Here is a 19920-nt window from a genome sequence, read left to right on the forward strand (position 1 = left end):
AGTCGGCGTCCGGGGCGGTCGTGCGATCGGGGTGTGGCTCAGCGGGTGCGCAGGGACTCGTCCCGGCCGCGGGTGGTCGCGTCCTTCACCGGGCCCAGCGCGATGGCCAGGCCGGCGATCACGCTGACCAGGTGCAGCCAGTTGTCCGCCCAGTTGATGCTGAGGAAGTTCAGCGGCTCCTCCTCGCCGGCGGCGAACAGGCCGTAGATGAACGCCGCGCCGTAGCCGACGGCGAGCAGCCACCCGTAGGTCCGGGCGGTGCTGAGCTTCCGGGCCAGCGCGATGCCGGCCAGGCCGATCACCAGGTGCACGATGTTGTGCAGCGGGTTGATCGAGAAGCCCAGCAGGGTCTCGTCGGTGTGCGCGGCGAAGTCGTCGAAGCCGGTGATGAAGAAGCCGATGATGCCGATCAGCGTGTAGATCACACCGATCGCCATGGCCAGCATCTGTGGCCAGGTCATGCCTCGGTTGCCGGTGCCGTGGTCTGCTGCGGTCATGGGTGCCCTCCGTGATGTCGTCGGGCCGCCGGGTCTCAGCGGGCCGTTACAGGGAGTTCCCAGGGATGATCACCGGAAACGGCCGCCACCCGAACGGGTGAAGGTCGTTCCCGGATCGTGATCTCAGGCCGGGCGGGGCGTGGCCTTCGGCCGGCGGACGACGAACGGGCCGATGGCCAGCAGGTCGACGGGGGCCGAGCCGAAGCACTCCAGCGCGTCCCGCGGGTCGTCGACCATCGGCCGGCCGGCGGTGTTCAGGCTGGTGTTGACCACGACCGGCAGCCCGGTGCGCCGCTCGAACGCCGAGATCATCCGGTGCACCAGCGGGGACGTCTCCGGGTCGATGGTCTGGATCCGCGCCGTCCCGTCGACGTGGGTGACCGTGGGGATGCGGTCACGCCACTCCGGGGCCACGTCGTGCACGAACAGCATGTACGGCGAGGGGATCGGGCCACGGCTGAAGATCTCCGGGGCCTTCTCCAGCAGCACCATCGGCGCCACCGGGCGGAACTGCTCGCGGCCCTTGACGTCGTTCATCCGCTCGAGGTTGGCCTCGAAGCCGGGGTGGGCCAGCAGTGAGCGGTGGCCCAGCGCGCGCGGGCCGTACTCGCTGCGGCCCTGGAACCAGGCGACGATGCCGTTGTCGGCGAGGACCTCGGCCACGGCCTCGGCGACGTCGTCGGGGCGCTCGTAGTCGATCGCCGCGGTCGTGAGCACCTGCTCGATCTCGTCGTCGCTCCAGCCGCGGCCCAGCGCCGCGCCGGGCATCGGCTGGGTCTCCTCGCCGAGCTCGCGGGCGACGTGCAGGGCGGCGCCCAGCGCGGTGCCGGCGTCGCCGGCGGCCGGCTGCACCCAGACCTGCTCGAACGGGCTCTCGGCCAGGATCCGGGTGTTGGCGACGCAGTTGAGCGCGGTGCCGCCGGCCAGGGTGAGGGTCTTCTCCCCGGTCTGCTCGTGCACCCAGCGGGCCAGGTCGACCAGCACCTCCTCCAGCCGGGTCTGCACGCTGGCGGCCAGGTCGGCGTGGTCGGAGGTCCACTGGTCGCCCTTGCCCAGGCGCGGGGCGAACTCGGTGAAGTCGATCTCCTCGGTGCGGAAGCCGCCGTCCCCGGTGGCCCGGATGAGCTCGGTCAGGTCGCCGAGGAAGCGCGGCTTGCCGTAGGAGGCCATCGCCATGACCTTGAACTCGTCGGAGCTGCGCAGGAAGCCCAGGTGGTCGGTGAGGTCCTCGTACATCAGGCCGAGGGAGTGCGGCAGCGCCTGACCGGCGAGCACCTCCAGCTGACCGTCGACGTAGCGGCCGGCCAGGTGGCTGTGCGCCTCACCACGACCGTCGAGCACGAGGACGGCGTTGTCGCGCCGTCCCTCGCGCCCGGGGGCGGCCAGGCCGGCCGACGCGGCGTGGGCGACGTGGTGCTTGACGAACCGGACCTTCGCCGGGTCCAGGCCGGGCAGCGCGTGGGCCAGGAAGTCCGGGGCCATCTCGGCGTACTTCTTGCGCATGACGTCGCCGTCGTCGAACAACCCCGACTCCTCCGGGGTGCCCATCAGCGCCGGGTCGAAGGAGTAGGCGACCGCGTCGAGCTCCTCGGGCCGGATGCCGGCCTGCTTGAGGCACCAGGCGGCGGACAGCTCGGGCAGCTCCCAGGCGCTCCACGGCAGCGGGCGCTTGCCGTGCTTGCGCCGGCTGAACCGCTCCTCCTCGGCCGCGGCCACGACCTTCCCGTCGACGACCAGCGCCGCCGCCGGGTCGTGGTAGATGGCGTTGATGCCCAGGACCTTCACGCGCGTGCTCCTCCCGGCCGGGCGCGATCCGCCCGGTCCTCGCTCATGATCAAGCCGCGGCGGAGAACGCGCACGCCGAAAGGGGTCTGTTTCACCCACTCGTACGGGTGGCCCCGGGTCACCCGGTGTGATCTTGTGCAGCGGTCGGCCGCTACGTTCTGCGGCCAGTCGGCCGAACGGAAGGGGCACGCATGCGTTCGGGCGGTCGGACACCGCGCAGTGGCCCGTGGCGCGTGGTCTCCGGGGCCTCTGTCGCGATGGGTGTCGGGTTCTCCGTTCTGCTCATGTCGCTCTCCTACGGGGTGTCGGACCGGATCAGCGGCGACCTGGGCACCCCGGAGGTGCGCGCGGCCGGCGTGGTCGACGTCGACCTGATCGAGTCGATCCTCCGCGAGCTGACGGTCGCGGTGACCCTGGCCATGGTCGTCCAGACGGCTGCGGCGACGGCGACCGTGGGCTGGGTGCTCATGCAGTCGCGGAAGCGTGAGATCGGCATCCGCCGGCAGAGCGGGGTCTTCCGCAGCCGGCTGGTGCGCGACTTCCTCCGGGAGATGGCGCCCCCGGTCCTCGGTGGGGCGCTGGTGGGTGAGGCCGCCGGGATCGTGGGCGGGCTCGCCGTCCGCGAGTTCACCGTCCTGCCGGTCTCGTTCACGGCCGTGTCCCTGCTGGCGGCCTTCCCGGTCACCATCCTGCTGGCCGGCGCCGCGACCACCGTCCCGGCCTGGGTGGCCGCGGGCCAGTCCCCCAAGAGCGTGCAGGCGCAACAGTGACGGAGAGTGGCGGGTTGGCGGAGAAGATCGTCGAGGTCCGGGGGCTGCGCTTCTCGTTCCCGGACGGGCCGACGGTGCTCTCGATCGACGAGTTCGACGTGACGGGCCCCGGTCTGGTGGCCGTGGTCGGGCAGAGCGGTGCGGGCAAGTCCACGTTCGGCGCGCTGATCGGAGGGCAGGAGCAGGCGCCGTACGAGGGGTCGGTCAAGGTCCTCGGGCAGGAGTGGTCGGTCCTGGCGCAGGGACGGCAGGACGACGAGCGGCAGCTGCACCGGCGCAGGATCGGCTACATCCCCCAGGACTACGGGCTGCTCCCGGACTACACGCCGTGGGAGATGCTGCTGCTGGACATGGGCGATGCCGAGATCGACGAGGAGCAGCGGACGCCCCGCGCCCAGCGCGCCCTGGAGGCCATGGGCCTGGCGGAGATGCGGGACCGCCGGATCGCCGAGCTGTCCGGCGGACAGCAGCAGCGGGTGGCCATCGCGCGGATGCTGGCGCGGGACGTGGCACTGGTCGTCGCGGACGAGCCCACCGCCAACCTCGACGAGGCCACGACGCGGGACGTCGTGGCGGCCCTGCGCAGGGCCGCCGAGAGCGTCCCGGTCATCGTCATCACCCACGACCGCTGGGTGGCCGACCAGTGCCGGTGGCGGCTGGAGCTCAGCCCGCCGAGGAGCTGATCGCGGCGTCGGCTGCCGGGGTCAGCCGCCCGTGCGGGCGGTCAGCAGCCGGTTGTCGACGACGGCCTGGAGCGCGAGGGTCTTGTAGCCGACCGCGTCGAAGAGCACGACCACCCGGTCGTCCTCGTGGCGCATGACGACGCCGGGGCCCCACTCGGTGTGCTCCACGGCCAGGTCGACCGGGAAGGGGTGGTCGGCGTCGGCGGTGTGCTGCTCGGTGGACAGCCCCGCGCTGCAGTTGTCGCAGTTGCCGCACGGCTCGTCGAGCTGCTCCCCGAAGTAGCCGAGCAGGAACTGGCGTCGGCAGCCGGTGGTCTCGGCGTAGCCGCGCATCATCTCGATCCGGCTCTCGTCGACCCGGATGTGGTGCTCGGCCAGCTCGCGGGCGGCCGCCGCGGCCTCTCCGGGCGCCGGTGCGTCGGGGGCGGGGGCCGCCGTCCCCTCGTCGTCCAGGACGACGGCGCCGGCCTGTTCCAGCAGGTTCAGGTCGCGCACCAGCGGCGTCGCGGGCCGGCCGGTCTCCCCGCGCAGCTCCGTCACGTCCACGCCGTCCATGCCGGCCTCGACGCCGGCCCGGACCAGCCCGGCGACCTGCTGCAGCTCCTCCTCGGCCGGGGCGCCGGCGGCGAAGAACCTGCGGATTCCGAGGTCCTCCTGCCGGTGGACCAGCACGGCGGTGGCCGGCTCGCCGTCGCGGCCGGCCCGGCCGATCTCCTGGTAGTAGCTGTCGATCGAGTCCGCCGGCTCGGCGTGCACCACGAACCGGGTCTCGGGCTTGTCGATGCCCATGCCGAAGGCGGTGGTGGCGACGACGACGTCCAGCTCGTCGTCCATGAAGGCCCGCTGCACCTCTTCGCGGTCGCTCTTCCTCAGCCCCGCGTGGTAGGCCTGCGCCCGGAGCCCGCGTTCGGTGAGCGCTTGCGCGAACTCCTCGGTGCCCCGGCGGGTGGCGCTGTAGAGGATCCCGGTGCCGCGCTGGGTGAGCTCGGTGACCCGGTCGAGGACGGCGGCGTGCTTGCCGTGCGCGTCGGCGTGCTGCTCGACCTCCAACCGGATCTCCGGCCGGTCGAAGCCGGCGACGACGACCTCCGGGTCGCGCATCTCCAGCCGCTCGAGGATCTCCGCGCGCACCGGCGGCGCGGCGGTGGCGGTGAGCGCCAGCACGGTCGGGTGGCCGAGCTGCTCGACCACGCCGCCCAGGCGCAGGTAGTCGGGGCGGAAGTCGTGCCCCCACGCCGAGACGCAGTGCGCCTCGTCGACGACGAACAGCGCGGGCCCGGCCTCGCGGATCGCGTCCACGACCTCGGGCTTGGCCAGCTGCTCGGGGGCGAGGAAGCAGTAGCGGACCGTTCCGTCACGCAGCCCGTCGAGCGCCGCCCGCTGGTCGCCGCCGGACAGGCTGGAGTTGAGCACCACCGCTCGGCCGACGGCCTGCTCGCCGAGCTCCGCCAGCCGCTGGACCTGGTCGCGCTGCAACGCGATCAGCGGCGAGACGATCAGCACCGGGCCGTCGAGGAGGGTGCCGAGCACCGTGTAGACCGCCGACTTCCCGGCGCCGCTGGGCAGCACCGCCAGGGTGTCCCGGCCGGCGGCGACGGCCTTCATCGCCTCCTCCTGGCCGGGGCGGAAGTCCTCGAATCCGAGCACCTCGCGAGCGGTCTCCCGGATGCGCCGGGTGCGCGCCGACGCGGAGCCGCCGACGGGGTTGTCCTGCTGGGTGCTCGTCACCGGCGGCCTCTGCCCGACCCCAGAGATCGGCAAACGACGCCCCGGAGCGGCGCCGGTCACCGCCAGGTGGGCAGCCAGTACCGCAGGTCCAGCAGGTCGGGGTCCGTCGGGAGCCCCAGCCAGATCGGGGCGAAGAACGCGAACGCCGCGACCGACAGGACGGCGAGCCCGGCGCCGACCAGCCGGGGGCGCGGCCCGACCTGGACCGCGCGGACCAGCGCGAAGGCGATGAACGGCACCGCCGGCACCAGGTAGAAGAAGTAGCCGGGCTTGCCTGCGGCGAGCCACGGGGCCCACAGCAGCAGCAGCGGCACGAGGATGCTGGCGGCGATCCCGTCCCGGCGGGCGACGGCGCGCCACAGTAGCACCGGGTAGGCCAGCAGCGCCGGCCACCACAGCGCGGGGCTGCCCAGCTGCACGATGCGGGCCTTGGTGCCCGGGGGGACGGCGCAGTCGTCCGGGTCCGCGGTGGCGGCGCACTCCGCGGCGTAGCTGAGGACCGGGCGCTGCAGCCAGGGCCAGCCCAGCGGGCTGGAGCGGTACGGATGGGTGGCCTCCAGCCTCCCGTGGTAGGCGACCACGTCGGCCTGGTCCGCCGCCCAGGTCTCCAGCCGGTCGGCCGCCGACGTGCCGCAGTCACCTTCGGCGCAGGCGACCGCGGCGGCCCGGCTGTCGGAGTAGGAGGCGAAGAAGCCGGCGTAGCTGGCCAGGTACACCGCGGCGGGCACCAGCAGCAGGCTCAGCACGCCACCGGCGGCCACGGCCACGCCGCGACGGGCCGCCCGGGGCAGGCCCTCGCTCCGTCCGGCCAGCTCGGTGCCGAGCACCAGCAGGCCCGCGGCGGCGACGGCGAGCAGCCCGGACCACTTGGTGCCGACCGCCAGCCCCAGTGCGACGCCGGCCAGCCACCGGTACCGGGAGCCCAGCAGCGACCGGCGCAGCGGCTCGCCGGGACCGCGGGCGGCCCGGCGGGCGTCCCGGTCGATCAGCACCAGCCAGAACGCGGCGACGACGAACAGCCCGAGGGTGGCGTCGAGCATGCCGATCCGGCTGGTCGTGACGGCGAGCCCGTCCAGGCAGACCAGCAGGGCGGCCAGGGCGGCGGGGGCGGGGCGCCGGAACAGCCGCAGGCCGCAGAGGTACGTGAGGAGGACCGTCAGCGAGCCGGCGACGGCCACCCCGATCCGCCAGCCGGTGGGCGTGGCGCTGCCGAAGAGCTCGATGCCCAGGGCGATGACCCACTTGCCCACCGGGGGGTGGACCGGCCGGCCCTCCTCGACGCCGCGGTTGAGGTAGTCCACGGCGTCCTGCACGTAGTACTTCTCGTCGAAGTACAGGCGGCCGGGGTCGCCGAGGGCCCACAGCCGGACGGCCGCGGCCAGCAGGAAGAGCGCGAGCGGCAGTGCCCAGACCCACAACGGGCGGCGCCGGAAGGCGCCGCCCGTTGCTCGGTGCTCCACGTCGGGAGCGACTGTGCTCATCGCATCAGCCGTTGTCCTCGGTGCTGTACTCGGTCTCCGTCTCGGTGTTGACCTCGGTCTCGGTCTCCACCGTCTCGGTCTCGGTGTCGACCTCGGTCTCCGTGGGCTCGAGGGTCTCGGTGACCTCGGTCGACTGCTCCTCGGTCTCGGTGACCTGCTCGGTCTCGGTGACCTCGACGGTGCCCTCCTCCTCGGAGCCGCAGGCGCCGAGGCCGAAGACGATCAGGCCGGAGAAGGAAGCGGCGGCGATGCCGCGGGTCATGCGGTTCATGGGGTGCTCCTGAGATCGGGGAAAACGGTCCTCCGTCCCATGACCGCACCTCCGGGCGGGTACCCACGCGAGCAGGTAACGATCCGATCTCGCCTGTTCCCGGATTCGTTGCACGATCGTGTCCTCGTCCAGGTGTCCAGCGGCCGGACAGCGGCAATGGCCTGGACGGTGACCCCTCGAGACGTGTGCGTCTGCATCCCCACGTACCAGGAGCGCGAGAGCCTGCCCCGGACGCTGTCCGCCGTGCTGCGGGCCGTCCCGGACGCGCACGTCCTGGTCATCGACGACAACAGCCCGGACGGCACCGGCGCCCTGGCCGACCGGATCGCCGCCGCCGATCCCCGGGTGCACGTGGTGCACCGCCCGGGCAAGGCCGGCCTCGGCCCGGCGTACGTCCAGGGTTTCCGCTGGGCGCTGGACCAGGGTTACGCGGTGATCGCGCAGATGGACGCCGACGGGTCGCACCGCGCCGAGGACCTGCCGCGGCTGCTGGACCGGCTCGCCACCGCCGACGCCGTGCTCGGCTCGCGCTGGGTGCCCGGCGGCCGGGTGCAGGACTGGCCACGGCACCGCGAGCTGCTCAGCCGGGCCGCGAACCGCTACGTCCAGGTGGCCCTCGGCCTGCCGCTGGGCGACGCGACCGGCGGCTTCCGCGCCTTCCGGCGGCAGGCGCTGGAGTCGCTGGACCTGGGGTCGGTCCAGTCGCAGGGGTACTGCTTCCAGATCGACATGGCCCGGCAGGTGTGGTCCCGGGGCCTGCGGCTGGCCGAGGTGCCGATCGTCTTCGCCGACCGCGAGTTCGGGCAGAGCAAGATGAGCGGCCGGATCATCCGCGAGGCGCTGGTCCGCGTGGGCGTCTGGTCGCTGGCCTCGCTGCGCCCGGCCCGGGGCGGGGAGCGGCCGGTCCGCGGCCGGCACCCGGTGCTGCTCCGCCGCCGCGCCCTCGCCTGAGCCTCCTCGCCGCACCTGCGGACAGGGGTCGCTTGTAGGTCCGCAGCTGCGGTGGTTACGGTGCGCCGGTGCCTGCCACCTATCGGATCGCCGAGGCGGCCGCGCTCCTCGGCGTGAGCGACGACACCGTGCGGCGCTGGATCGAGGCCGACCGGCTCGCCGCCTCCCGCGACGCGGGCCCGGCCCGGGTCGACGGCGCCGATCTCGCCCGGGTGGCCGCCGAGCTGCACGACGCGCCGCCGCCGGGGGTCACCCGGTCCTCGTCGGCGCGCAACCGGATGGCCGGGATCGTCACCCGGGTGCTGCGCGACGGGGTGATGGCCCAGGTGGAGATCCAGGCCGGCCCCTTCCGGCTGGTGTCGCTGATGAGCCGCGAGGCCGCCGACGAGCTCGGCCTGGACGTCGGTGCCCGCGCCGTCGCCACCGTCAAGGCCACCCAGGTCAGCGTGGACGTGCCGTGAGCGGGCATCGCAGCGAGCGCCGGCGGACGAGGAGCGGAGCGAGCGCGCACCTGCGGGGTCATCGTGCCGTGAGCGAGCGCCTGCCGCGGCATCGCGCCGTGCGGGGGGCGGCCGTGGCGGCGATGCTGCTGAGCGGCTGTGGGGCGCCGGCCGCCGACGGGGACAGCACGCTCACCGTCTTCGCCGCTGCCTCGCTCACCGACGTCTTCACCGACCTGGGCGCCGAGCTGGAGGCGCAGCGCCCGGGCCTGACCGTGCAGTTCACCTTCGCCGGCAGCGCGACGCTGGCCACCCAGATCACCCAGGGCGCCCCGGCCGACGTCTTCGCACCGGCCGACGAGGGGCAGCTGGCGCGGGTCGCCGACGCCGGGCTGACCGGCACAGCGGAGGTGTACGCGTCCAACCGGCTCATGGTCGCCGTCCCCCCGGCGAATCCGGCCGGCCTCACCGCGCCGGACGCAGCCGGGGTCCCCGGGCTGGCCGAGCTGCTGCCCGACGACGTCACGCTCGCCGTCTGCGCCGTCGAGGTGCCCTGCGGCGCGGCGGCCGCGGAGGTGCTCGAGGCGGCCGGCCGGTCCGACTCCCCGGACACCTACGAGGACGACGTGCGGGCCGTGCTCACCAAGGTCGAGCTGGGGGAGGTGGACGCCGGCCTGGTCTACCGTTCCGACGTCCTCGCCGCGGGCGACCAGGTGCTGGCGTTCGGGTTCCGCGAGGCCGAGCAGGCCGCCAACCGCTATCCCCTGGCTCCGCTGGCCGACGCGCCGAACCCGGCCGCGGCGCAGGCGTTCGTGGACCTGGTGCTCAGCGACGCCGGGCAGCAGACGCTGACCGACGCGGGCTTCTTCGAGCCGTGACCCGGGCGCGCACCCGACGCCGGGAGGCCGGGGTGCCGGCACCACTGCTGGTGCCGGCGGTGCTCGCCGTCGTCTTCCTGGTGCTGCCGCTGCTCGGCCTGGTGCTGCGCGCGCCCTGGTCGCAGCTGCCCACCCTGCTCGCGGAGCCGGCGGTGGGCTCGGCGCTGCGGTTGTCGCTGGTCTCGGCGACCCTGGCCACCGGTCTGTCGCTGCTGCTCGGCGTCCCGCTCGCCTGGGTGCTGGCCCGCTCCCGGGCGCGCGGGCGCAGCGTGCTCCGGGCGCTGGTCACCGTGCCGCTGGTGCTGCCCCCGGTGGTCGGCGGCGTCGCGCTGTTCCTGGTGCTCGGCCGGCAGGGGATCGTCGGGCGCGAGCTGTACGAGGCGTTCGGCTGGACCATCCCGTTCAGCACGACCGCGGTCGTCATCGCCGAGACGTTCGTGGCGATGCCGTTCCTGGTGATCAGCGTGGAGGGGGCGCTGCGCGCCGCCGACGCCCGGTTCGAGGACGCCGCGGCCACCCTCGGCGCCGACCGGTGGACGACGTTCCGCCGGGTGACCCTGCCACTGGTCGCCCCGGGGATCGCCGCGGGTGCGGTGCTGTGCTGGGCGCGGGCGCTGGGCGAGTTCGGCGCGACGATCACCTTCGCCGGCAACTTCCCCGGGACGACGCAGACGATGCCGCTGGCGGTGTACCTGGCGCTGCAGTCGGACCCGGAGGCGGCGATCGCCCTGTCCCTGGTGCTGCTCGGCGTCTCGCTGGCGACCCTGCTGCTGCTCCGCGACCGCTGGCTGGGGCGGGCGGCCGCATGACCCTGGACGCGCACGTGTTCGTCGACCGCGGCGGGTTCACCGTCGACGTCGAGGTGTCCGTCGCCGACGGTGAGGTGCTCGCGGTGCTGGGGCCGAACGGGGCCGGCAAGTCCACCGTCTTGCGGGTGCTGGCCGGGCTGCTGCGCCCGGACGGCGGCCGGGTCCGGGTCGGCGACGAGGTCTGGGACGCCCCCGGCGTGCACCTCCCCCCGTACCGCCGGTCGCTGGGCATGGTCTTCCAGGACTCCCTGCTGTTCCCGCACCTGACGGTCACCGAGAACGTCGCCTTCGGCCCGCGCTCCCGGGGGGCTCGCCGGGCCGACGCCCGCGCCGCGGCTGCGGCGTGGCTGGACCGGGTCGGGCTCGCCGATCTCGGCGCCCGCCGCCCCGGGGAGCTGTCCGGGGGGCAGGGGCAGCGGGTCGCGCTCGCCCGGGCGCTGGTCGGCGACCCGCGGGTGCTGCTGCTCGACGAGCCGCTGTCGGCGCTGGACGCGCGGACCCGGCTCGCCGTCCGGACCGAGCTGCACCGCCACCTGGCCGACTACGCCGGCAGCGCGGTGCTGGTCACGCACGACCCGGTGGACGCGATGGCGCTGGCCGGGCGGGTGCTGGTGGTCGAGGACGGGCGGGTCGTGCAGACCGGCACGCCGGCGGAGGTGGCCCGGCGCCCGCGCACCGACTACGTCGCCCGGCTGGTCGGGCTGGTGCTCCTGCCCGGGGACGCCGCGGGGACGTCGGTCGCGCTCGAGGGCGGCGGCACCGTGTCGATCGCGGAGCCGGCGCACGGCCCGGTCTTCGCCGCCGTCCGGCCGGAGTCGGTGGCGCTGCACCTGGAGCGGCCCGGGGGCAGTCCGCGCAACGTGTGGCCGGTGGAGCTGGTCGCCGCCACGCCGCACGGCTCGGTGGTGCGCTGCGACCTGGCCGGGGAGGTGCCACTGACCGCCGACGTCACCGCGGCGTCCTTCGCCGAGCTCGCCCTGGCCCCCGGCGCCCGGGTGTGGGCCGCGGTGAAGGCCAGCGAGATCACCGTCCACCCCCGCTGAGAGAGTGGGCGGGTGACGTCCGATGCGCCCGTAGCCGGGCTGGTGCTCGCCGCCGGGGGCGGCCGGCGGTACGGCATGCCGAAGGCCCTGGTCGAGTACCGGGGCAGCCTGCTGGTCGAGCGGGCGGTGCGCACGGCGACGGCGGTGTGCGACCCGGTGCTCGTCGTCCTCGGCGCCTCCGCCGTGGAGGTGTGGCAGCGCGCAGACCTCGCCGGCGCGACGGTGCTGGCCAACCGCGACTGGGAGACCGGCATGGCCTCCAGCCTGCGCACCGGACTCGACGGGTTGCGCTCGTGGCCCGGCCGCGTCGACGCCGTCCTGGTGCAGTTGGTGGACATGCCCGGGATGACGCCGGAGGCGCTGACCCGGGTCGCCGCGCACGCCGCCCCCGATGCCCTGGCGGTGGCCACCTATGACGGCGTCCGCAGCCACCCGGTGCTGCTCGGCCGCGAGCACTGGGCCGGCGTCGCGGAGACCGCGACCGGCGACGAGGGCGCGCGCGGCTACCTGGCCGGCCGCGACGTCGTCGAGGTCGACTGCACCGGCCTGGCCGACCCGACCGACCTGGACGTGCCGCCGTCCGGGTGACCCGCGCGGGTACCGTCGCCGCCGTGAGCACGCTGCTGGCCCGGGTCACCGACGAGCCGCTCTCGGTCGCCGAGCACGAGGACGCGGTCGCCGACGAGGCGGCCGGCGCGGTGGTCTCCTTCGCCGGGGTCGTCCGCGACCACGACGGCGGCCGCGCGGTGACCGAGCTGGAGTACGTCGGTCACCCCACCGCCCCGGAGCTGATCGCCGAGATCGCCGCCGAGTTCGCCGCACGCCCGGAGGTCCGCTCCGTCGCCGTCTCGCACCGGATCGGCCTGCTGGGCATCGGCGACGTCGCGCTGGCGTGCGCGGTGAGCGCCGCGCACCGCGGCCAGGCGTTCACCGCCTGCGCCGAGCTGGTCGACGAGGTGAAGGCCCGGTTGCCGATCTGGAAGCGCCAGGTGTTCACCGACGGCGAGGAGGAGTGGGTCGCCTGCCCGTGACCGGTGGGGCCGTTGTGGTGCGGCTGCTTGCCGGTCATCGAACCGTCATGGCATAACAGAACTGCTCGTCTGTGAACCGGGCGAGCAGCTCCGCCGCCCCGGCCGCAGAGCGGTCACCGGGGGAGGTGCAGCCGATGGCAGACGACGAGGGCGACGCCCGCGTGCTCGAGTCGATGCCCATGGGCTACCTGTCGGTCGACCCCGAGTGGCGGATCACGTACCTCAACGCGACCGGGGAGGCCGTGGTCAGGCGGTCCCGGGAGGAGCTGCTCGGCCAGGACTTCTGGACGGCGTTCCCGGCCAACGCCGACAACGAGTTCGGCCGCGTCTACCGCGAGTGCATGGCCACCGGGATCCCGGCGGTGGTGGAGGGGCACTACCCCGACCCGCTGGACCGCTGGATCGAGGTGCGGGCGGTGCCCTCCGAGCAGGGCCTGGCGATGTACTTCACCGACGTGACCGAGCGGCGCCTGGTGCAGGAGCGGCTGGCGGTGCTGGCCCGGATCAGCGCCGAGCTGGCCGGCACGCTCGACCTCGGCACCGCGGCCGTGCGGATCCCCCGGCTGATCGTGCCGGCACTGGCCGACTGGTGCGTCCTCACCGTGCTGGACGAGGAGGGGCGCCCCCGGGACGTCGGCTGGTGGCACCCGGACCCCGCCATGCAGCCGCTCGTGGAGCGGTACGTGGAGCTGCGGCTGGCGTCCATGCCGGCGGACAGCCCGGTCGCGCGGGCGCTGGTCGGGGAGACGGCCGTGACCCGGGTGGGCCGGTCGTTGCTGCCCGCCGGGGAGTCGCTGGACGTCTTCGCCCGGCTGGGGGCCACGACCCTGGTCGCCCTGCCGGTCCGGGCGCGGGGCCGGACGGTGGGCGCGCTCACCCTCTACTCCGGGAACGGGCGCGCCGTGGGGCCGCCGGAGGTGGCGACCGCGCGCGAGGTCGCCGACCGGGTCGGCCTGGCGCTGGACAACGCCCGGTTGTTCGACCAGCAGCGCCAGCTCGCCGAGGCGCTGCAGCGCAGCCTGCTCACCGGCGGCTACGAGGACGACCAGGCCGAGGTGGTGGTCCGGTACACCCCGGCCGCGGAGGCCGCGCGGGTCGGCGGCGACTGGTACGACGCGTTCACCCAGCCGTCCGGGGCGACGATGCTGGTCATCGGCGACGTCGTCGGTCACGACACCGCCGCCGCCGCCGCGATGGGCCAGCTGCGGGCGCTGCTGCGCGGCGTCGCCACCTACAGCGACGCCGGCCCGGGGGAGGTGCTCCGTGGCCTGGACGCCGCGATGGCCCAGCTGCACGTGGACACCTACGCCACCGCGGCGGTGGCCCGCTTCGAGCAGACGCCGGCGGAGGCCGACCGTGGGCTCACCCGGATGCGCTGGAGCAACGCCGGGCACCTGCCGCCGCTGGTGATCCACCCCGACGGCACCCTCGCCGCGCTCGCCGACTGGCGTGGTGACCTCATGCTCGGGGTCGACGCCACCGCGGAGCGCACGGAGTCGGTGGTCACCCTCGCCTGCGGGACGACGGTGCTGCTGTACACCGACGGGCTCATCGAGCGCCGCGGCGGCGACCTGGACGAGGGGATGAGCCGGCTGCGGCAGGTCGCGGTCGAGCTCGCCGGCCTGCCGCTGGATCAGCTGTGCGACGAGCTGCTGGACCGGCTGGTGCACGGCCGGCCGGAGGACGACGTCGCCGTGGTGGCGATCCGCCTCGGCGGGGGGCCCGGAACGCGCTGACCGCTGAGGTCAGCGGGTTCCGGCGCCGGCCAGCCCGTCGTCGTCCGGGCGCTGCTGCTCGGTGCCCTCCTGCTCGCCGTGCTCGGCCTGCTCCTCCTCGGCCTCGCCCTCGAGCCGGCGCGCCTCACCGTCGAGGGCAGCGGCCACGTCGCCGTGCGACTGGCCCCAGACCTCCTCGGCGTGACCCACGGCCTGCTCGACCTTGGCCTTGGCCTTGTCCCACACGCTCATCTCGTACCTCCAGGTCTCAGCCGCCGGTCCACGGGGCGGCTTCCGCGCCCCGGTCCGCTCCTCGCTCGTCCCTCGCTGCGATGCTCCCGGGGCTGTCAGCCTCCGGCGAACGGCGGCAGGACGTCGACCACCGACCCGGGCGTCAGCACCAACGACCGGTCCCGGGTCTGCGTTCCGTCGACCAGGAACGAGCAGGCGGTGAGCACCCGCTCCAGCCGCTCGCCGTGGGCGTCGACGATCTGCCCGACCAGCTCCTCGAGGCTGGCCGCCTCCCGCGTCTCGGTGTCCACGCCCGCAGCGGCGCGCGCCCCGGCGAAGTACCGCACGGTCACCGTCACCCGGTCGCTCCCGCGGAACGCTCCGCCCCTCGCTCGCCGGCGCTCACTGCGATGCTCACGTTCCTGTCCGCTCCCACCACGATCCTCAGCCCCCGATCGCGGACATCGGCCGCGAGGGCTGCAGGAACGACGGGTCGTCGATGCCGTGACCGGGCAGCTTGCCCAGGGTGGCGATCCGCCAGCGGTCGGCCAGCTCGGCGTCGGTGGCGCCCTCGCGCATCGGGCCGCGCAGGTCGGACTCCTCGCGGGCGAACAGGCAGTTGCGCACCTGGCCGTCGGCGGTGACCCGGGTGCGGTCGCAGGCGCCGCAGAAGGACCGGGTGACCGAGGCGATCACGCCGACCGTGGCCGGCCCGCCGTCGACCAGCCAGCGTTCGGCGGGGGCGGAGCCGCGGTCCTCCCCGGCGGGGGTGAGCGTGTGCGCGGCCGAGAGCCGTTCGAGGATGTCCTCGCCGGTGACCATCCGGCCGCGGGTCCAGGCGTGGTGGGCGTCCAGCGGCATCTGCTCGATGAACCGCAGCTCGTAGCCCTGCTCCAGGCAGAAGTCGAGCAGCGGGACGGCGTCGACGTCGTTGATCCCGTGCAGCAGGACGGCGTTGACCTTCACCGGGGTGAGGCCGGCGTCCTGCGCGGCCCGCAGGCCGGCCAGCACGTCGTCGAGCCGGTCGCGGTACGTCAGCTGCTTGAACCGGTCGCGGTCCAGGGTGTCGAGGCTGACGTTGATCCGGTCCAGTCCGGCCGCGGCCAGCGCCGGCGCCATCCGGGACAGCCCGATCGCGTTGGTGGTGAGCGACACCTCCGGCCGGGGGCGCAGCGCGGTGCTGGCCGCCACGATGCCGGGCAGCCCGGGGCGCAGCAGCGGCTCACCGCCGGTGAACCGCACCTCGCGGACGCCCAGCAGCTCGACGCCGATCCGGACCAGCCGGACGACCTCGTCGTCGGTCAGCTGCTCCACCTTCGGCAGCCACTGCAGGCCCTCGGGTGGCATGCAGTACGTACAGCGCAGGTTGCAGCGGTCGGTGAGCGACACCCGCAGGTCGGTGGCGACCCGGCCGTGCCGGTCGACCAGGCCGCCGGTGCCCGGGGTGACCTGCGGGCGCACCCGCGGGTCGGGCAGGGGGCTGGAGGTCGTCACCGGACCCAATGTAATGGCGCACGCGAGCGGATGGCGCGCTGCTACGTTCGGCACCGCCACCCGAGGGTCCGGCGGGCACCCCCGCACTCGCCTGTGGCCAGAGAGCGCGAGAACGAGAACCGTGTCCCCCCGCACCGTCTTCTCCCCCTACGCCCGGCTGTTCACCGTGCCCGGCGCCCGGGCCTTCTCCCTGGCCGGCTGGTTCGCCCGCGTCCCGATGGCCACCGTCGGGCTGGGCTCGGTGCTGCTCGTCGCCGGGGAGACCGGCAGCTACGCCCTGGCCGGCGCGGTCGCCGGCACGCTGTCGCTGTCCTTCGCGATCGCCAGCCCGCAGTGGGCGCGCCTGATGGACCGGATCGGGCAGAGCCCGGTGCTGCGCTGGACGGCGCTGCTCTACCTGGTCACCGGCCTGGCCTTCGTCGCCGTGGTCGTGGCCGACGGGCCCCGCTGGGCCTGGTTCGCGCTGGCCGCCGTCTGCGGGGCCAGCGGCTCCAACGTCGGGTCGGTGGTCCGCAGCCGCTGGGCGCACGCGCTGCCGGACCCCGCGCAGCGGCAGACCGCCTTCGCCTTCGAGTCCGTCGCCGACGAGGTGGTGTTCGTCGCTGCGCCGCCGCTGGTCACCGTGCTCGCGGCCGCGGTGTCCCCGCCCGCCGGCTTCCTGACCGGGCTGCTGCTCGGCGTCGTCGGCGGGCTGGTGCTCTCCCGGCTGGAGGCCAGCGCGCCGCCGGTGGAGCGCCAGGTCGCCGGCCAGCCGCGGCCCCGGGTGCGGGTGCTCACCGCCGGCCTGGTGGCGATCGCGGTCACCTACCTGGCGATGGGCAGCGTGTTCGGCGCGATCGACGTGGTGGTCGTCGGGTTCGCCGACGCGGAGGGGCACCCGGCCGCGGCCGGCATCGCGCTGTCCACGTACGCCGCGGGCAGCCTGGTCGCCGGGCTCGCCTACGGCGTGCTCCGGCTGCCCGGCACCCTGGTCAGCCGGTTCCTGGCCTGCGCGCTGCTGTTCGCCGTCGCGGCGCAGACGCTGCACCTGGTCGACTCGCTGCCGATGCTGGTCGGCCTGGCCTTCCTCGCCGGGCTGACCATCGCGCCGGTGCTGGTGGCCGGGATGTCGCTGGTCGAGTCGCGGGTGCCCCGGGCAGCGCTCACCGAGGGGCTGACCTGGACCTCCACCGGGCTCACCGTCGGCGTGACCGCGGGCTCCGCGCTGGCCGGCGCCGCCGTGGACGCCTGGGGTGCCGAGGGCGCGTTCGCCGTCCCCGCCCTCGGCGCGGCGCTGGCCGGCCTGGTCGGCGTCGCCGGGTGGCTGGTGCTCCGCCGTCCGGAGGCGCCGGTGGTCCAGGCCCCGGTGCCGGGTCCGTCCGCCGGCGTCACCGCACGGGAGCGGTAGTCGCCGGGAGGGGTCGGTCGACCGCTCCCGAGCGGCCCTGCCCGGCCGCTCGTGGTCTTCCCTGATCTCCTCCGCCTGCGCCGACGACGCCGCCGGCCCCGCTCCTCGCCCTGCTGGGCACGCTCGCCGTCGGGGCGCTCATCGACCGGGTCGACCCCCGGTGGGTGACCGCCGGCTCGATGGCGCTGCTCGCCGGTGGCCTGGTGATGGGGACCGTCGTGGGGCCGGGGTGGTCGGCGATCGTGTTCGGCGCGCTGATCGGCGGCTCGGGTGGTGCGGTGCGCACCGTCGAGGCCAGCGCCTTCCCCGCTGCTTCGGCACCACCCACCTCGGCGCGATCCGCGGCGTGGTCGCCGCGGTCAGCGTCGGCTCGACCGCCCTCGGGCCGGTGGCGTTCGCGCTGGTGCACGACGCCACCGGCGGGTACGGCGTCGCGCTGGCCGCCTCGGCCGTGCTGCCGGTGGTCGTCGGGGTGGTCGCCCTGCTGCTGCCGGTGCCCCCGCCGCTGGGGGACGACGTCGTCCCGCCGGCCGGCGCGCGACCGGCCGAGCCGGGGACGGTGCCGGCGCCGGTGCCCGACCCCGCGCCGGAGAAGTGACCAACGCCGCACTCACCGACCCTTACGTCAGGGGAGAGTCGGCGGCAGACTGTCCGTGACCGCGCACCCGGCCGCGACGACGTCGTCCCGGTCCGAGGGATGCGCCAGCACGGTGCGCCGACGTACCGCCCCGTCCTTCCCGGCACCGGACTCGGTGCCGTCCTGCGCGCCCGAGCGGGCGTACGACCTGGAGAACACGACTTGTCCTCAGCACTGCCCGCGCTGCCCAAGCCGCGCCTGAGCCGGCCCGCCTGGCTCTCCCCGTCCGTCGCCCGCACCGAGGTGCTCGCCGGCCTCGTCGTCGCCCTGGCGCTCATCCCCGAGGCGATCAGCTTCTCCATCCTCGCCGGGGTCGACCCGCGGGTGGGGCTCTACTCGTCGTTCGTGATGGCGGTGGTCATCGCGTTCACCGGCGGCCGCCCGGCCATGATCACCGCGGCGACCGGGGCCATCGCGCTGGTGGTGGCGCCGCTGGCCCTGGAGTACGGCGTGGAGTACCTGTTCGCCGCCGTCGTCCTCGGTGGCGTGTTCCAGGTCGTGCTCGGCCTGATCGGGTTCGCCCGGCTGATGCGGTTCATCCCGCGGAGCGTCATGGTCGGCTTCGTCAACGCGCTGGCCATCCTGATCTTCACCGCGCAGCTGACGCACCTGGTCGACGTCCCCTGGCTGGTCTACCCGCTGGCGGCCGTCGGCCTGCTGATCATCTTCGGGCTGCCGCGGCTCACCACGGCCGTGCCGGCGCCCCTGGTGGCGATCGTCCTGGTGACCGGCGCGGTCGTCGCCGCCGGGTGGGACGTCCCCACCGTCGGGGACGAGGGCGCCCTGCCCGACAGCCTGCCCTTCTTCGGCATCCCGGCCGTTCCGTTCACCCTCGAGACGCTGGCCATCATCGCGCCCTTCGCCCTGGGGGTCGCCTTCGTCGGGCTGATGGAGTCGCTGATGACGGCCAAGCTGGTCGACGACATCACCGACACGGGTTCGAACAAGAGCCGGGAGTCCTGGGGCCAGGGCACCGCGAACATCGCCTCGGGCCTCTTCGGTGGAATGGGCGGCTGCGCGATGATCGGCCAGACCATGATCAACGTGAAGTCCGGCGCCCGCACGCGGCTGTCGACCTTCCTGGCCGGTGCCCTGCTGCTGGTGCTCGTGGTGGCGCTCGGCGACGTCGTCGCGATCATCCCGATGGCCGCGCTGGTCGCGGTGATGATCTTCGTGTCGATCGCCACCTTCGACTGGCACAGCCTGCGCACCATCCACCGGATGCCGCTCAGCGAGACCGCGGTGATGCTCACGACCGTCGCCGGCACGCTGATCACCCACAACCTGGCCATCGGGGTGGCCGCCGGCGTGCTCGTCGCCTGTGTGCTCTTCGCCCGCCGGGTGGCCCACCTCGTCGAGGTCACCAGCGTCCGGGGCGCCGACGCGGACACCCGGGTCTACCAGGTGCACGGCGCGCTGTTCTTCGCCTCCAGCAACGACCTGTACACGCAGTTCGACTACGCCGGCGACCCGCAGAACGTGGTCATCGACCTGACCGACGCGCACGTCTGGGACGCCTCGACCGTCGCCGCGCTGGACGCGATCACCCACAAGTACGAGGTGCGCGGCAAGCAGGTCCGGGTCGTCGGGCTCACCGGCCACTCGGCGGACCGCTACGAGCGGCACTCGGGCCAGCTGGCCGGGGCGCACTGATGCCGCCGGCCACCGCGTCCGCCGGCGGTGGCCTGGTCCAGATCGGGCAGGTCGCCGAGCGGACCGGGCTGAGCCTGCGCACCATCCGGTTCTACGAGGAGAACGGCCTCGTCGTCCCCACCGCACGCACCGACGGCGGCTTCCGGCTCTACAGCGAGGCCGACGTCGCCCGGTTCGAGGTGATCAAGCGGATGAAGCCGCTGGGCTTCACCCTCGAGGAGATGCACGAGCTGCTCGCCCTGCTCGCCGACCTGGCGCGCGGGGAGGGGGACCGCGCGCAGCTGCTGGACCGCCTCAGGATGTTCCACGAAGCGGCCACCGCCCGGGTGACCGCGCTGCGCGAGCAGCTCGCGGTGGCCGAGGGGTTCGCCGAGAGCCTGACCGGGCACCTGGCCGCCAACGGCTGAGCATTCCCGGTGCGGCGGGTGAGATCTCT

The 19920-nt window shown here is 74.6% G+C and carries 23 protein-coding genes and 1 pseudogene; 15 read left to right on the top strand and 9 right to left on the bottom strand.

Features of this window, described 5'->3' with window-relative positions; translation table 11 throughout:
- Positions 1-38: 38 nt before the first annotated feature.
- Both ACI79Y_RS10580 and ACI79Y_RS10585 read right to left on the bottom strand, forming a co-directional pair.
- Positions 39-497, bottom strand: coding sequence for a DUF4383 domain-containing protein (locus ACI79Y_RS10580; RefSeq protein WP_457158440.1), 459 nt, complete (start codon positions 495-497; stop codon positions 39-41).
- A 123-nt stretch (positions 498-620) separates the two neighbouring features.
- Complete coding sequence (locus tag ACI79Y_RS10585; RefSeq protein WP_457158441.1) at positions 621-2282, bottom strand: carbamoyltransferase family protein; 1662 nt, start codon at positions 2280-2282, stop codon at positions 621-623.
- Between the two features lie 284 nt (positions 2283-2566).
- Between ACI79Y_RS10585 and ACI79Y_RS10590 the strand changes: the two genes are divergently transcribed.
- Together ACI79Y_RS10590 and ACI79Y_RS10595 are read left to right on the top strand one after the other, a co-directional pair.
- Entirely contained in the window at positions 2567-3052 is a 486-nt protein-coding gene (locus ACI79Y_RS10590) for an ABC transporter permease (protein ID WP_457158442.1), read from the top strand.
- Between the two features lie 14 nt (positions 3053-3066).
- A complete protein-coding gene (locus tag ACI79Y_RS10595) occupies positions 3067-3735 on the top strand; it encodes an ABC transporter ATP-binding protein (RefSeq protein ID WP_457158443.1) in 669 nt (222 codons plus the stop codon).
- Positions 3736-3756: 21 nt separating this feature from the next.
- On the opposite strand, the gene ACI79Y_RS10600 is transcribed toward ACI79Y_RS10595, so the two are convergent.
- The 3 genes from ACI79Y_RS10600 to ACI79Y_RS10610 are packed head-to-tail and all read right to left on the bottom strand — an operon-like array spanning position 3757 to position 7215.
- Positions 3757-5463, bottom strand: coding sequence for a RecQ family ATP-dependent DNA helicase (locus ACI79Y_RS10600; RefSeq protein ID WP_457158444.1), 1707 nt, complete (start codon positions 5461-5463; stop codon positions 3757-3759).
- Between the two features lie 56 nt (positions 5464-5519).
- The gene (locus ACI79Y_RS10605) at positions 5520-6944 is read right to left on the bottom strand and encodes a phospholipid carrier-dependent glycosyltransferase (RefSeq protein ID WP_457158445.1); all 1425 of its coding nucleotides are present in this window, start codon (positions 6942-6944) and stop codon (positions 5520-5522) included.
- Positions 6945-6948: 4 nt separating this feature from the next.
- Entirely contained in the window at positions 6949-7215 is a 267-nt protein-coding gene (locus ACI79Y_RS10610; protein WP_457158446.1) for a hypothetical protein, read from the bottom strand.
- A 168-nt stretch (positions 7216-7383) separates the two neighbouring features.
- On the opposite strand from ACI79Y_RS10610, the gene ACI79Y_RS10615 reads away from it, so the two are divergent.
- From ACI79Y_RS10615 to ACI79Y_RS10655, 9 genes and pseudogenes are all read left to right on the top strand, one after another.
- Complete coding sequence (locus ACI79Y_RS10615) at positions 7384-8166, top strand: polyprenol monophosphomannose synthase (RefSeq protein ID WP_457158447.1); 783 nt, start codon at positions 7384-7386, stop codon at positions 8164-8166.
- 68 nt (positions 8167-8234) lie between these two features.
- A complete protein-coding gene (locus ACI79Y_RS10620; RefSeq protein WP_457158448.1) occupies positions 8235-8627 on the top strand; it encodes a TOBE domain-containing protein in 393 nt (130 codons plus the stop codon).
- Positions 8628-8695: 68 nt separating this feature from the next.
- Complete coding sequence (modA, locus tag ACI79Y_RS10625; RefSeq protein WP_457158449.1) at positions 8696-9484, top strand: molybdate ABC transporter substrate-binding protein; 789 nt, start codon at positions 8696-8698, stop codon at positions 9482-9484.
- Positions 9485-9516: 32 nt separating this feature from the next.
- Positions 9517-10293, top strand: a complete 777-nt coding sequence (locus ACI79Y_RS10630; RefSeq protein WP_457158450.1) for an ABC transporter permease — start codon at positions 9517-9519, stop codon at positions 10291-10293.
- 29 nt (positions 10294-10322) lie between these two features.
- Positions 10323-10760, top strand: a pseudogene (locus ACI79Y_RS10635) (ATP-binding cassette domain-containing protein); the annotation flags it as partial.
- A gap of 120 nt (positions 10761-10880) precedes the next feature.
- Positions 10881-11336, top strand: a complete 456-nt coding sequence (locus tag ACI79Y_RS10640; RefSeq protein ID WP_457158527.1) for a TOBE domain-containing protein — start codon at positions 10881-10883, stop codon at positions 11334-11336.
- Positions 11337-11348: 12 nt separating this feature from the next.
- On the top strand, positions 11349-11924 hold the full coding sequence (locus tag ACI79Y_RS10645; RefSeq protein ID WP_457158451.1) for a nucleotidyltransferase family protein: 576 nt from the start codon (positions 11349-11351) through the stop codon (positions 11922-11924).
- 23 nt (positions 11925-11947) lie between these two features.
- Positions 11948-12367 (top strand): molybdenum cofactor biosynthesis protein MoaE, encoded by a 420-nt coding sequence (locus ACI79Y_RS10650; RefSeq protein WP_457158452.1) that lies wholly within the window; start codon positions 11948-11950, stop codon positions 12365-12367.
- A gap of 134 nt (positions 12368-12501) precedes the next feature.
- Positions 12502-14103: a SpoIIE family protein phosphatase gene (locus ACI79Y_RS10655; RefSeq protein ID WP_457158453.1), complete on the top strand. Its 1602-nt coding sequence runs from the start codon at positions 12502-12504 to the stop codon at positions 14101-14103.
- Positions 14104-14112: 9 nt separating this feature from the next.
- Here the strand turns inward: ACI79Y_RS10655 and ACI79Y_RS10660 are convergent, their stop codons facing one another.
- The 3 genes from ACI79Y_RS10660 to moaA form a co-directional block, all read right to left on the bottom strand.
- Positions 14113-14334, bottom strand: coding sequence for a hypothetical protein (locus tag ACI79Y_RS10660; protein ID WP_457158454.1), 222 nt, complete (start codon positions 14332-14334; stop codon positions 14113-14115).
- Between the two features lie 95 nt (positions 14335-14429).
- Complete coding sequence (locus tag ACI79Y_RS10665; protein ID WP_457158455.1) at positions 14430-14672, bottom strand: MoaD/ThiS family protein; 243 nt, start codon at positions 14670-14672, stop codon at positions 14430-14432.
- An 85-nt stretch (positions 14673-14757) separates the two neighbouring features.
- Positions 14758-15807 carry a GTP 3',8-cyclase MoaA gene (gene moaA / locus ACI79Y_RS10670; RefSeq protein WP_457158456.1) on the bottom strand — a complete coding sequence of 350 codons (1050 nt, stop codon included), beginning with the start codon at positions 15805-15807 and terminating at the stop codon, positions 14758-14760.
- Between the two features lie 121 nt (positions 15808-15928).
- On the opposite strand from moaA, the gene ACI79Y_RS10675 reads away from it, so the two are divergent.
- Positions 15929-17194, top strand: coding sequence for an MFS transporter (locus ACI79Y_RS10675; RefSeq protein WP_457158457.1), 1266 nt, complete (start codon positions 15929-15931; stop codon positions 17192-17194).
- Positions 17195-17540: 346 nt separating this feature from the next.
- Positions 17541-17792, top strand: coding sequence for a hypothetical protein (locus ACI79Y_RS10680; RefSeq protein ID WP_457158458.1), 252 nt, complete (start codon positions 17541-17543; stop codon positions 17790-17792).
- Between the two features lie 27 nt (positions 17793-17819).
- Here the strand turns inward: ACI79Y_RS10680 and ACI79Y_RS10685 are convergent, their stop codons facing one another.
- Entirely contained in the window at positions 17820-17990 is a 171-nt protein-coding gene (locus ACI79Y_RS10685; RefSeq protein ID WP_457158459.1) for a hypothetical protein, read from the bottom strand.
- A gap of 3 nt (positions 17991-17993) precedes the next feature.
- Here ACI79Y_RS10685 and ACI79Y_RS10690 point away from each other — a divergent pair, with 3 nt between their 5' ends.
- Positions 17994-19484, top strand: coding sequence for a SulP family inorganic anion transporter (locus ACI79Y_RS10690; protein ID WP_457158460.1), 1491 nt, complete (start codon positions 17994-17996; stop codon positions 19482-19484).
- Positions 19484-19891 (top strand): helix-turn-helix domain-containing protein, encoded by a 408-nt coding sequence (locus tag ACI79Y_RS10695; RefSeq protein WP_457158461.1) that lies wholly within the window; start codon positions 19484-19486, stop codon positions 19889-19891. Before ACI79Y_RS10690 ends, ACI79Y_RS10695 begins: the two co-directional genes overlap by 1 nt.
- Positions 19892-19920: the final 29 nt, after the last annotated feature.

The sequence above is a fragment of the Modestobacter sp. SYSU DS0875 genome (assembly GCF_054050915.1).

Bases quoted from the DNA above. Each gene is read 5' to 3' on its own strand.
- ACI79Y_RS10580 (WP_457158440.1), bottom strand. From the start codon at position 497: ATGACCGCAGCAGACCACGGCACCGGCAACCGAGGCATGACCTGGCCA.
- ACI79Y_RS10590 (WP_457158442.1), top strand. From the start codon at position 2,567: ATGTCGCTCTCCTACGGGGTGTCGGACCGGATCAGCGGCGACCTGGGC.
- ACI79Y_RS10605 (WP_457158445.1), bottom strand. From the start codon at position 6,944: ATGAGCACAGTCGCTCCCGACGTGGAGCACCGAGCAACGGGCGGCGCC.
- ACI79Y_RS10610 (WP_457158446.1), bottom strand. From the start codon at position 7,215: ATGAACCGCATGACCCGCGGCATCGCCGCCGCTTCCTTCTCCGGCCTG.
- ACI79Y_RS10640 (WP_457158527.1), top strand. From the start codon at position 10,881: ATGGCGCTGGCCGGGCGGGTGCTGGTGGTCGAGGACGGGCGGGTCGTG.
- ACI79Y_RS10655 (WP_457158453.1), top strand. From the start codon at position 12,502: ATGGCAGACGACGAGGGCGACGCCCGCGTGCTCGAGTCGATGCCCATG.
- ACI79Y_RS10660 (WP_457158454.1), bottom strand. From the start codon at position 14,334: ATGAGCGTGTGGGACAAGGCCAAGGCCAAGGTCGAGCAGGCCGTGGGT.
- ACI79Y_RS10695 (WP_457158461.1), top strand. From the start codon at position 19,484: ATGCCGCCGGCCACCGCGTCCGCCGGCGGTGGCCTGGTCCAGATCGGG.